Raw genomic sequence first — 11,878 nt, 5'->3', positions numbered from 1 at the left:
AGGAAACGCCATGCATAGCCAGGAAATATCAGCTTGTGACGGCAGGTTCCTTTATCATGGAGGAGATATCCGATGAAAAGTCCGGAAGCTGTTTATCAGCAATTAAAAAAGGTAGTTTCTGATCAAAGTCGAATTTTAAGGGATATTGAGGATCTCTGTAGTTATTCATTTGACGCGTCTTTTGGAAGTTATATGCCTGAATTTGTGGTTCAGGTTATTTCGGCGGAAGAGGTATCACAGGTCTTAAAAATTGCAAATAAAGAAAAGATTCCGGTTACTCCTAGAGGAAGTGCATCCAGTCTGAGCGGCGGTCCCCTGCCAGTAAAAGGCGGAATTGTTTTGGATGTTTCACTTTGGAATGATCTTATTCTAATCGATCCAGAGGATTTGATTGCTGTGGTTTCCCCAGGAGTGATAACGGCAAGGATTGATGAAGCTGCTAATCGATATGGACTTATATACCCGCCCGATCCGAGCAGCTCCAGCATTTCTACGATAGCGGGGAATCTTGCGGAAAACTCAGGCGGCCCTAGAGGTTTAAAATATGGAGTGACAAAGGACTACGTACTTGGTCTTGAAGTTGTCACACCAGAAGGAAACATTATCAGGACTGGCGGCAGAACCGTAAAGAATGTGACCGGATATGACTTGACTAAATTAATTGTCGGGTCTGAAGGGACTCTTGGCGTGATTACAGAAGCAACTTTGAGATTAATTCCAAAACCACCTGCATCCAAGACTTTAATGACCATATTTGATGACCTTATCAATTCAGGGAAGGCCATCTCAAAGGTTCTCAGCTCTGGTATTATTCCCTCGAAAATAGAGTTAATGGACCAGGCTTCCATAAGGGCTGTGGAAGAATATCAGCCGCTGGGGCTGCCTCTGGATGCAGAGGCCATTTTACTAGTTGAATTGGACGGACATCCGGCTGCGATAAATGATGAAATCATCAAAGTAAAAGAAATAATGGACTGCAATGGTGCAGTCAAGAGTATTATTGCAAAGACTGATGAGGAAGCAAAAGAACTATGGAAAGCCCGCAAACTCGTTTCACCAGCAATCGTAAAAACGAAACCAACTAAAATATCAGAAGATGCTACTGTGCCAAGAAGCCAAATCCCCGAATTTTTTAGAAGGTTAAAGGAGATCAAGGAAAAGCATAATGTAGAATTGGTTGTTTTTGGTCATGCAGGAGATGGGAATTTACATCCCAATATCATTTGTGATAAACGGGATAAGGAAGAAATGAGCAGAGTTGAAAAAGCGGTAAGCGAGATTTTTAAGACTGCAATCGAGCTTGGAGGCACACTCTCTGGAGAACATGGCATTGGCACCATGAAGTCTTCATTTATGGAGCTCGAATTGGGGGAGCATGGAGTCGATATGATGAAAAGAATCAAGCAGGCATGGGATCCGAATAATATTCTCAACCCAGGAAAAATTTTTCCCGAAAAGGGCCAAAAGCTGGTGTTATTCGAATGAATGATGTTGAAAACCTGGCCTATAACGAAACATTTAGTTGTGTTCAATGCGGTTATTGCCTTCCAGCTTGCCCTACATATAAAACGATGAAAAAAGAAACTCACTCACCTAGAGGAAGAATCAATTTAGTGAAGATGGCTGCTGAAGGGAAAATCCCGCTGGAAAAATTAATGGAACCAATTGATCTATGCCTGGGCTGCAGGGCCTGTGAGAGAGTCTGCCCTACAAATGTTCAATATGGGACAATATTGGAATCAGCTAAAGAGGTACTCCAAAGGAATAGGACAAAGAATATGCCTTTTATCGGGAAGGCAGTCAAAAACCTATTATATAAACAGCTTTTCCCGAAAAAACAAAATTTAACGATGGCTAGCCACTTGCTCTGGTTTTACCAAAAAACCGGGATGAAGAGTGCAGCACATTCAACAAAGCTGATCAATATACTTCCTGAGAATTTAGCTGCATTTGATAAAGTGATCCCTGAATTGCCCAGTCCAGCCTTAAGAAATACACGTTTGCAGACTCTCAAACCTGATGGTGATGTAAAGTATAGGGTTGCCTTTTTTACTGGCTGTGTTATGGATGCAGTATTTCATAAAATTAATGAATTAAGCATTAAGCTCCTTCGGGCAGGGGGATGTGAAGTAACCATTATACCGGAACAAACCTGCTGCGGAGCTCTGCATAGCCATAGCGGTGAAACAGAAATGGCAAAAGAGCTTGCAAAGAAGAACATTGCAGTATTTGAGAATGAAACCTTTGATTTTTTAGTTAACAATGCAGGCGGCTGCGGAGCCATGCTGAATGAATATGGCCATTTGCTTAAGGATGAGCCGGAATGGAGGGAGCGGGCTCAAAAATTTGCGAAAAAAAGTATTGATATCAGCGTTATTTTGAGCAAACTGGAACTTCCATTGAAAAAAGAAATAAACAAAACAGTGACGTATCAGCCCTCATGCCATATGAAAAATGTTCAGAAAGTTGAAAAAGAGCCTCTCGCACTTATCGCTTCCATAAAAGGATTATCTCTAAAAAGAATGGAAAATGAACATATGTGCTGCGGTTCTGCAGGAATTTATAATATTGTTAACTATAAAGAATCCATGATTATACTGGACGATAAAATGATAGACGTAAAAAAAACAGAGCCTGACTTAATTGTAACAACCAATCCTGGCTGCCTGCTTCAAATGAAGCTGGGAATCAACAGGGAGAAATTAACTGAGCAAACCAAAGCGATCCATTTGGTTGAACTACTTGCTGAATCATGCGGATTAAGCTATCCCTGAAATCTCAAAAGTTAATTTAAGGAGCAAATATGAAACCAAAAGTAGTTATTTATAAGAAAATTCCTCAGGAAGTTCTTTCTTATATAAAACAATATTGCCGTGTAAGCTATTACGAACATCTCGAAAGCTGGTCAAATCCTGAGTTCTTAAATGATTTAAAGGACGCCCATGGAATGCTCGGCAGCGGTATGAGCATCAATAAAAAGCTGCTTGATCGAGCCCCTCAATTAAAAATTGTCTGCAATGCATCAGTCGGCTATAACAATTTTGATATGGATGAGCTCACTCTTAGAGGAATAATGGCAACAAATACACCTGATGTTTTAACCGACACTACCGCAGATACCATATTCGGATTACTGCTTTCTGCTGCCAGAAGGATTTGTGAAATGGACAGATATGTGAAGGATGGCAAGTGGAATAGGCTTATAGGAGAAGATCTATTTGGGATAGATGTTCACCATAAAGTCCTGGGCATCATCGGAATGGGGAGAATTGGAACAGCGATCGCGAAACGGGCCAATCTTGGGTTTGATATGGAAATTTTATATCACAACAGAAGCAGAAATGAAAATGCTGAGAAACTTTATGGCGCAAAGAAAACAGAACTTGACGACCTTCTGTCAAAGTCTGATTTTGTCTGCTTAATGACTCCGCTTACGGAGGAAACGAAGAATCTAATCAGTTATCGAGAGTTTGAAATAATGAAAAAAAATGCAATTTTTATTAATGGTTCAAGGGGTGAGACCGTGAATGAAAAAGCTCTGGTTAAAGCCCTCACGACCAGACAAATAGCAGGTGCAGGACTTGACGTCTATAAAGAAGAGCCTATAAATCCCAATCATCCGCTGCTGAAGTTGAATAATACAGTAACACTTCCGCATATGGGTTCGGCAACAGCAGAAACAAGAACTAAGATGGCTTTCCTTGCGGCTGAAAATATGGTAAGGGGATTATCTGGAGAAACACCACCGTCCCTTATCAATACAACTCTATTATCAGCGAGGTAGTATTGGCTTAAGCTAAAGCTGAAACCCAACAATACAGAATCATGGGGGTATGGCAATTGGCAAGTACAGGGTATCGTGTAATAGTTGATTTTGACCGGCTGGACCGGAGTTTAGTAGATGGATTTAAAAATATTGCCACTTCTGTTTTTGGAGACGTAATGGGAAGAATGATGGTAATGAATTATGCGATTAAGCCAATCAATCAGCCTGGCGTCCATATGGCTGGCAGTGCTTTAACAGTGCGTACCCATGCTTCTGACAATTTACTTGTACATAAAGCGATGGACATTGCCAGGCCTGGGGATATTATTGTTGTGGATGCAAGCGGTGATACAGAACATGCAATAATTGGAGAAATCATGTCTTTTTATGCAAAAACAAAGAGAATCGGAGGGTTTGTCATAGATGGGGCTATCAGAGACCGTATAGGCATAGCGAAACTGGGACTGCCTGTATTTGCAAAGGGAACTACTCCGAGAGGACCTTATAAAGAAGGCCCAGGTGAGGTTAACACAACCATTAGCTGCGGGAATGTTCCCGTTTCCCCTGGTGATATTATTGTTGGGGATGACGATGGAGTAGTTGTGATTCCCATGGATGAAGCCCATGTTATTTTAGAAAAAGCTCTTGAACTGACGTCAAAAGAAGAAGAAACGATGCGTTCTATTGGCCAGGGAAAATGGGACCGGTCATGGGTGGATGAAATCTTAAGGAAAAAAGGGATTGAACTAGAAACAAATAATAACATGACATTGTAATAGCTAAGTAAATTACCAGGCGATCAAACATTTTTATAGGGGGATGAAGGTATGAGATTAGCAACTGTCGATAGATTTGGAGAAGAGAAGGCTGCAATAATAACTGGCCAGGGTGCGGTTCTAGTAGAATCCATCAATAAAAACCTGAATGCAAATTGGGCCACAAAGGTTTTGGATCTATTAGAGTCAGGCCAGCTTAAACATTTAACAGAATGGTATAATAAAGAGGGGAAAAGCGTGATTGAAGATTTTCATGAGATGATCCCTGCCAGCAATATTGAATACGGTCCTTTATACAGATTCCCTAAAAAGATTTGGGGTATAGGGCTAAACTATGTCGAACATGCAGCGGATTTAAGTGAATCTGCGCCGAATACAGAACCGGCAAGTTTTATGAAGCCTTCAACATCCATAATTGGCCCAAGTGATATAATCAAAATACCGCATCAGTCACAGCGGACAACAGCTGAGGCCGAACTGGGCGTTATCATCGGAAAAGAATGCAAGGATGTTTCCATTGAGGATGCACCAAATGTAATTGCAGGTTTTACTACTATTATAGATATGACGGCTGAAGATATCCTGCAGCTAAATCCCCGGTATTTAACCAGGTCAAAAAGTTTTGATACTTTCTTTAGTTTTGGCCCTCAATTGGTAACACCTGATGAAGTGACCAATATTCTTGATTTAAATGTTGCTACTGTCATTAATGGAAAATTGCACCGGAAAAACATTGTGTCAAATATGACCTTTAATCCCTGGCACTTAGTATCCTTCCATTCAAAAGTTATGACACTTCTTCCGGGTGACATTATTTCTACGGGTACACCAGGCGCAGTTGTGATACGTGATGGTGATGTAGTAGAGTGCCAGATTGATGGCTTTGAAACATTAAAAAATACAGTGAAAGATCTGAAAGTAAATTAAATAATGGGCTGTTCTCCACGTTGAGAACAGCCCATTTTTCGATTATAAAAGTTTATCTGGCTTGTATACCAAAAAGTCAAAGTCACACCCCTTATCAGCTTGAAAAACGTGTTTTTGGTAAAGGGAAGTGTAGCCTCTTTCAAAATGCGCCGGCGCCTTCCATTCCATCCGGCGCTTTTCCAGTTCCTCCTGTGAAACATGAAGCTGAAGGATCCTTTCCTCAACATTGAGCTCAATTATATCTCCAGTCTTAACAAGGCCAATAGGACCGCCCACAGCAGCTTCCGGGGCTGCATGGAGTATGACCGTACCAAAGGCAGTGCCGCTCATTCTTGCATCTGAAATGCGAATCATATCCCGTATCCCCTGTTTCAAAAGCTTATGGGGAATCGGGAGCATTCCTGCTTCAGGCATGCCTGGTCCGCCCACAGGTCCTGCATTTTGAAGAACCATAATGTCTTCAGGTGTGATATCTAACTCTGGGTCATCGATTCTTTCTTCAAGATCTTTCAAAGATGTAAAAACAATAGCCCGGCCTCTATGGCTTAATAGGTTCTTCGATGCTGCCTTTGGTTTTATGACAGCTCCAAGCGGTGCAAGATTCCCTTTCAATACAGCGATGCCTCCTTCCTTATGCAATGGTTTTTCAAATCTTGTTATAATTTCCCTGTATGTATCAGAGCATTTGACTTCCTTTAGGTTTTCGAAGACCGTTTTACCTGTGACCGTTATTTCTTCAGTATGGAGCAAAGATTCTAGTTCCTTCATTACAACAGGGGCACCGCCGGCTTTAAAGAAATCCTCCATTTGAAATCTACCTGCCGGACGCAGGTTGGCGATAAATGGCGTGGTTCTGCTCAGTTCATCAAAAAGCTCGAGTGGAAGTTCGATATCTAATCGCCCTGCAATGGCGATTAAATGAATGACGGCATTTGTTGAACCGCCAACTGCCATTAACATTCGTATCGCATTTTCGAGGGACTTCCTTGTGATGATTTGTGAAGGGGTAATTTCCTTGTTAACTAATTCGACAATCTTTTTACCAGTCTGAACAGCATGTTCAAGCCTGCGATTGTGTGTTGCAGGGATAGCAGCGCCTCCGGGAAGCATCATCCCCATTGCTTCAGCACATACGGCCATTGTACTTGCGCTCCCCATAACCATACAATGTCCGGCAGTAGGAGCCAGCGCTTTATTTATTTCATTAATTTCCTCGTCATTCACTTTTTCACCGCGATATTCTTGCCAGAAAAACCTGCAGTCAGAACAGGCTCCCAATGTCCGGCCCTCATACTCTCCATTATTCATAGGCCCGCCTGTTATAAGGATGGAAGGAATATTGGCACTGGCGGCCCCCATTAGCTGAGCAGGCGTTACTTTGTCACACCCGCCAATTAATACAACCCCATCAATCGGCTGGGCACGAATCATTTCTTCTGTATCCATTGCTGCGAGATTTCTAAAAAGCATTGTGGTTGGACTTGTGTTAATTTCACCTAACGAAATAGTTGGAAATTCTAAGGGAATTCCGCCAGCCATTAGGACACCGTTTTTTATCGCTGTCACTAATGGTTCGATATGAGAGTGGCAGCGGTTAATTTCACTCTTCGTATTGCAAATTCCGATCACGGGTTTTGTAAAATCCTCCGGGTCATACCCCAGATGCCGATTAAAAGCTTGTCTAATAAACTGACTAAACCCTTTATCTCCATATGAGGTCAGTTTTTTTTCTTTATTTTCAGATGTCATAGTTTGTTTCTCCTTTTACCTTTTATTTTTTTCCATCATGAAGAAAACTTAATTGAAAATTATGAATATAATTATATTTCATTCTATTGGTATTTTCTATAAAATATATTAAATCATTAAAATAAATCAATAATTTATTGACTTAATTTTCAGAAACATTTTATACTCAAAGTAGATATATACCAATTTCGTAAAGATAAATGCGTTGGAAAATAAGAAAGGGAGTGAGGGGTTGTTCGAGCTTTATGAAATTGAACAGCAGTTTCCGGATGATAAACTTTCTAATCTTAAAGAGAAGGTTCACAGCGAGCTAAAAAGACATCTTGAAAATAAAAGTTTGCCCAAAAATGCCGAGATTGCAATTACAGCTGGAAGCAGAGGAATATCCAATATTGTTCCTATCCTTAAAGAAACAGCAGATTTCCTAAAGAACAGAGGATTCAAGCCTTTTCTTGTCCCAGCTATGGGCAGCCATGGACGAGCAACAGCTGAAGGACAGATAGAGGTACTGAGACATTTAGGCATTACAGAGGACACGGTTGGAGCAGAAATACGATCTTCCATGGAGGTAGAACTGTTAGGGCATACACCAAAAGGTCAGCCGGTTTATATGGACAAAAACGCCTATCATTCAGATGGCATCCTGGTAATTAACCGTATAAAAGCACATACAGCTTTTAGAGGAAGAGTCGAAAGCGGCTTGAGCAAAATGGTTACCATTGGACTCGGCAAAATAAAAGGAGCTACTTTTGTCCATAGTGATGGTGCTTTAAAAATGGCCGGAAATATTGAAGAGGTTTCTTTATTTGCCCTTAAGAATAGTCCAGTATTGATGGGATTGGCCATCATTGAAAATGGTTATGATGAAACGGCTGATATAGCTGGTGTATCTGTGGAAAATTGGCATTCCAGGGAAGAGGAATTACTCCATTATTCCAAAGCAATGATGCCAAGCCTGCCGGTGAATGAAATCGATCTGCTTTTAGTAGAAGAAATGGGCAAATGCTTTAGCGGTACTGGCATGGATCCCAACATAATTGGAAGATGGAGGATTGATGGAGTACAGGAACCGGAATATCCTGCTGTCAGTAAGCTGGCTGTACTTGATTTGGCAGAAAAATCTTTTGGCAATGCCCAGGGAATAGGACTGGCTGACTTTACGACACAAAAACTGGTGGACAAAATGGACCGTAAATCAACATATACGAATGCTCTTACGGCAACGTATTTGAGGAGGGCAATGCTCCCGATGATTTATGATACAGAAAAGGAAGCAGTGGAAACAGCCGTCTACAGTCTTGGCCCAAAAATCGCCATGGAAAAAATTAAAATTGTCCAAATCCCCAATACACTTCATTTAAATCGTATATTTGCAACATTACCCGTGATAAAGGAAATGGAAAAATCAAACCGCAAGTTTAATATTAAAGACACCCATAAGCTGTCATTTGACCAGAACGGAGATTTACAGAGGAAATTGACTGTGCACCAGTTTAGTTAATTAAGGAGGTTAGCGATGGAAAATGCTATTAATCTTCAAAAAGCTGCTCTCGTGATAGATTGCTCTGATAATGTTGCTGTTGCGCTTGCAGATCTAAAAAAAGGAGAAGAGTGCACTCTTCGGTTTAATGACCGTGATGAAATGGCAGTACTTCTTGAAGACATACCGTTTGGCCATAAATTGGCAATCTGTGATTTGTACAAGGGTGAAAGCGTTTTAAAATATGGTGAAGAAATTGGAAAAATGATGGTCGCAGTCCAAAAAGGAGCATACATTCATTTTCATAATATGTACTGCGAAAGGGGACTGAAATAATGACCGATACATTTATGGGATTCCAGAGACAAAATGGTTCTGTAGGTGTCAGGAATCAAATAGCGATCATTCCATCTGTATTTTGTTCAGCTAAAGTGGCCGAGCGAATAGCCAATCAAGTCCCGGGCAGTGTGTATTTCAGGCATCCAGTGGGCTGCAGCCAGGTTGGAGAAGATTTGGAGGTTACCGCCAAAACTCTTATCGCCATAGGGAAAAACCCGAACTTTGCAGGAGTAGTAGTTGTCGGTTTGGGTTGTGAAAGATTCTCTCCATATGAACTGGCAGATGGAATTGCACCCGCAAACAAAATGCTGGAGACCGTCGTCATTCAGACGGAAGGAGATTCTCTGGCTGCGATCCAAAAAGGAAGCAGAATTGCGAGGGAAATGCAGCAAATTGCTTCAAGACAGGTACGTGAAGAAGTATCAGTTAGGGAATTAATGATTGGATTAAATTGCGGAGGTTCTGATATGACTTCCGGCTTAATTGCCAATCCCGCTTTAGGAATAGCATCTGATAAGCTTGTAACCCAGGGAGGCTCCTCGATCTTAAGTGAAATTACCGAGTTAATTGGCACTGAAGATATATTGGCTAGAAGAGCCATCAATGAAGAGGTCGCGAAAAAAATTAGAGAAACCATTTTTAAGACCGAAGAAAAGTTAAAAAGACAGACTCAAGATTCTACGAATAAGGAAAGAACACATTTAATATCTACAGGCAATTATGCAGGGGGATTATCCAGTGTAGTCGAAAAATCTCTCGGGAGCATGAAGAAATCTGGAAATGCTCCTTTTTCTGGTGTTCTTAAATATGGACACCAGCCTGAGAGCAAAGGGCTATTCTTACTGGATTCTCCTGGCCATGACGGAGAGGTATCGACAGGGGAAGTGGCAGCGGGCGCCCAAATCATTCTTTTCCCAACAGGAAGGGGAACTCCAACTGGCTTTCCTGGTGTCCCGGTAATAAAAATCACAGGCAATCCAAAAACTTACTCGAAAATGAGGGAGAACATCGATATTAATGCCGGCCAGGTATTAACTGGAGAAAAAACATTAGAGCAGATGGGATATGAAATTTATCAGGAGATTCTAGAAGTGGCCTCAGGTAAATATGTAAAATCAGAAGTTCTGGGTCATGATGAACAATTCTGTGTAACCCGGCTGCCGTAGATTGAAGGCAGAATGATTAAAATTAAATCGAAAAAGGAAGGCGGTCTTTAAATGGAGCTTAATCTAGCAGGAAAAGTAGCATTAGTAGTGGCATCGAGCCAGGGATTAGGAAAAGCAATCGCAGCAGAATTAGCCAAAGAAGGCACACATGTTATGCTTACGAGCCGGAATAAAGATAAACTGCAGCAGGTAAAAGAAGAACTGAATACTCTTGGTGAAGGCAAAGTCTCCTATTTTCAGTGCGATATTACAAAGCCTGCTGAGATCCAGGCTCTGGTTCAAAAAACAAAGGAAGAGTTGGGTAAGATAGATATTCTGGTGAATAATGCTGGCGGTCCTCCAGGAGGGGGATTCGAAAAATTTAAGGATGAAGATTGGCAAAATGCCTTCGAATTGAATCTATTAAGCTATATTAGACTCATTCGGGCTGCCATGCCGGATCTAAAGAAGGAAGGCGGCCGTATCATCAATATTGCTTCTTCTTCTATTAAAACGCCAATTCCTGGCCTTATTTTATCTAATACTTTCCGATTGGGAGTTGTCGGGCTGGCTAAAAGCCTGGCAGAAGAACTGGCCCCTTATAATATTCTCGTTAACACGGTTGCACCAGGCAGAATTGCGACTGATCGTGTCGCTTTTCTTGATCAAATGAAAGCAGACAGCCAGGGGAAAACTCATGAAGAAATAGAAGAAGCCTCTAAGAAGACGATTCCTTTAGGCCGATATGGCAACCCGGAAGAATTTGCAAAAGTAGTTGCCTTCCTTGCATCGGATGCAAGCTCATTTGTTACCGGAACTTCCTTATTGGTTGATGGGGGCATGGTAAAAGCAATCTAACAATATGCTAAAACGATTATTAAAAAAGGCTATCAAGGAAGTGGAGTATATTGAGTATCATTTTTCAGGAAAATGGCGAGACGGCAATCCTGCAGCTATATAGGGAAAATGGCTATAACGCCCTAGACTATGAAACTTTCTTGCAGCTGTACGATTCGCTTGGGAAGATTAAGGAATCCAATTATTATAAAACAGTTATTATTACAGGCTCAGGGGCAAAAGCCTTTACAGCTGGTGCGGATTTAAAAGAGAGGATAAACATGAATTCACAGGAAGTACAAGATTACCTGAAAAAAGCGAGGGAAACCTACCGTGAAATAGAGAATCTTCCTCAGCCTGTAATTGCTGCTGTAAATGGTTTATGCATAGGCGGGGGGGTAGAGATGTCACTGACCTGTGATTTACGGATAGCGTCCACACATAGTTTATTTAGCCTGCCGGAGGTCAAAATTGGAATCATTCCTGGCGTTGGAGGCACTCAAAGGCTACTAAGAGCTGTCGGTGATTTATATGCAAAAGAGCTAATCCTGACCGGCAAAAAGATAACGGCGGAAAGGGCATTAAACATTGGGTTGATCAATGAGACAGTATCAGAGAAGCAAGTTCTGGAAAGAGCCCTTGAAATAGCAGGAGAAATTAACGAGAATGCACCTCTTTCAGTAAGAGAATCAAAAGCAGCAATTAATTATGGCCGGTCAGTAAGCTTGGATGAAGGTCTAATTTATGAAGCTGAAGCATATGAAAGAGTTTTGGAAACAGAAGACCGCAATGAAGCGCTTGCTGCTTTTAAGGAAAAACGTAAACCTGTATTTGAAGGCAGGTAAACAAGAATAGGAGG

The 11,878-nt window shown here is 41.4% G+C and carries 11 protein-coding genes; 10 read left to right on the top strand and 1 reads right to left on the bottom strand.

Annotated elements, in window-relative coordinates:
• Window positions 1–72: 72 nt before the first annotated feature.
• The 5 genes from FS736_RS07425 to FS736_RS07405 are packed head-to-tail and all read left to right on the top strand — an operon-like array spanning window position 73 to window position 5,469.
• A complete protein-coding gene (locus tag FS736_RS07425; protein WP_144475747.1) occupies window positions 73–1,485 on the top strand; it encodes an FAD-binding oxidoreductase in 1,413 nt (470 codons plus the stop codon).
• Window positions 1,482–2,774 carry a (Fe-S)-binding protein gene (locus tag FS736_RS07420; RefSeq protein WP_144475746.1) on the top strand — a complete coding sequence of 431 codons (1,293 nt, stop codon included), beginning with the start codon at window positions 1,482–1,484 and terminating at the stop codon, window positions 2,772–2,774. The genes FS736_RS07425 and FS736_RS07420 overlap by 4 nt, the downstream gene beginning before the upstream one ends.
• 29 nt (window positions 2,775–2,803) lie before the next feature.
• On the top strand, window positions 2,804–3,784 hold the full coding sequence (locus FS736_RS07415) for a 2-hydroxyacid dehydrogenase (RefSeq protein ID WP_144475745.1): 981 nt from the start codon (window positions 2,804–2,806) through the stop codon (window positions 3,782–3,784).
• A gap of 56 nt (window positions 3,785–3,840) precedes the next feature.
• A complete protein-coding gene (locus FS736_RS07410) occupies window positions 3,841–4,542 on the top strand; it encodes an RraA family protein (RefSeq protein ID WP_186326713.1) in 702 nt (233 codons plus the stop codon).
• Between the two features lie 51 nt (window positions 4,543–4,593).
• Window positions 4,594–5,469 (top strand): fumarylacetoacetate hydrolase family protein, encoded by an 876-nt coding sequence (locus tag FS736_RS07405; RefSeq protein WP_144475743.1) that lies wholly within the window; start codon window positions 4,594–4,596, stop codon window positions 5,467–5,469.
• Between the two features lie 42 nt (window positions 5,470–5,511).
• Here FS736_RS07405 and FS736_RS07400 read toward each other — a convergent pair whose 3' ends face one another.
• Window positions 5,512–7,218, bottom strand: coding sequence for an IlvD/Edd family dehydratase (locus tag FS736_RS07400; protein WP_144475742.1), 1,707 nt, complete (start codon window positions 7,216–7,218; stop codon window positions 5,512–5,514).
• A 232-nt stretch (window positions 7,219–7,450) separates the two neighbouring features.
• Here FS736_RS07400 and FS736_RS07395 point away from each other — a divergent pair, with 232 nt between their 5' ends.
• The 5 genes from FS736_RS07395 to FS736_RS07375 are packed head-to-tail and all read left to right on the top strand — an operon-like array spanning window position 7,451 to window position 11,864.
• Window positions 7,451–8,719, top strand: a complete 1,269-nt coding sequence (locus FS736_RS07395) for a nickel pincer cofactor-dependent isomerase, group 22 (protein ID WP_144475741.1) — start codon at window positions 7,451–7,453, stop codon at window positions 8,717–8,719.
• 15 nt (window positions 8,720–8,734) lie between these two features.
• The gene (locus tag FS736_RS07390; protein ID WP_144475740.1) at window positions 8,735–9,034 is read left to right on the top strand and encodes a UxaA family hydrolase; all 300 of its coding nucleotides are present in this window, start codon (window positions 8,735–8,737) and stop codon (window positions 9,032–9,034) included.
• The gene (locus FS736_RS07385) at window positions 9,034–10,203 is read left to right on the top strand and encodes a UxaA family hydrolase (protein ID WP_144475739.1); all 1,170 of its coding nucleotides are present in this window, start codon (window positions 9,034–9,036) and stop codon (window positions 10,201–10,203) included. The genes FS736_RS07390 and FS736_RS07385 overlap by 1 nt, the downstream gene beginning before the upstream one ends.
• Window positions 10,204–10,254: 51 nt before the next feature.
• On the top strand, window positions 10,255–11,040 hold the full coding sequence (locus FS736_RS07380) for an SDR family oxidoreductase (protein ID WP_144475738.1): 786 nt from the start codon (window positions 10,255–10,257) through the stop codon (window positions 11,038–11,040).
• Window positions 11,041–11,090: 50 nt separating this feature from the next.
• Window positions 11,091–11,864, top strand: a complete 774-nt coding sequence (locus FS736_RS07375) for an enoyl-CoA hydratase-related protein (protein WP_186326712.1) — start codon at window positions 11,091–11,093, stop codon at window positions 11,862–11,864.
• Window positions 11,865–11,878: the final 14 nt, after the last annotated feature.

The organism is Cytobacillus oceanisediminis 2691, assembly GCF_007678455.1.
Lineage (GTDB): Bacteria > Bacillota > Bacilli > Bacillales > Cytobacillaceae > Mesobacillus > Mesobacillus oceanisediminis_A.
Note: the sequence above shows the minus strand (reverse complement) of the source record. Positions and strands in the feature narration are given on the sequence as shown.

Bases quoted from the DNA above. Each gene is read 5' to 3' on its own strand.
- FS736_RS07380 (WP_144475738.1), top strand. From the start codon at position 10,255: ATGGAGCTTAATCTAGCAGGAAAAGTAGCATTAGTAGTGGCATCGAGC.
- FS736_RS07415 (WP_144475745.1), top strand. From the start codon at position 2,804: ATGAAACCAAAAGTAGTTATTTATAAGAAAATTCCTCAGGAAGTTCTT.
- FS736_RS07390 (WP_144475740.1), top strand. From the start codon at position 8,735: ATGGAAAATGCTATTAATCTTCAAAAAGCTGCTCTCGTGATAGATTGC.
- FS736_RS07425 (WP_144475747.1), top strand. From the start codon at position 73: ATGAAAAGTCCGGAAGCTGTTTATCAGCAATTAAAAAAGGTAGTTTCT.
- FS736_RS07420 (WP_144475746.1), top strand. From the start codon at position 1,482: ATGAATGATGTTGAAAACCTGGCCTATAACGAAACATTTAGTTGTGTT.
- FS736_RS07405 (WP_144475743.1), top strand. From the start codon at position 4,594: ATGAGATTAGCAACTGTCGATAGATTTGGAGAAGAGAAGGCTGCAATA.
- FS736_RS07400 (WP_144475742.1), bottom strand. From the start codon at position 7,218: ATGACATCTGAAAATAAAGAAAAAAAACTGACCTCATATGGAGATAAA.
- FS736_RS07385 (WP_144475739.1), top strand. From the start codon at position 9,034: ATGACCGATACATTTATGGGATTCCAGAGACAAAATGGTTCTGTAGGT.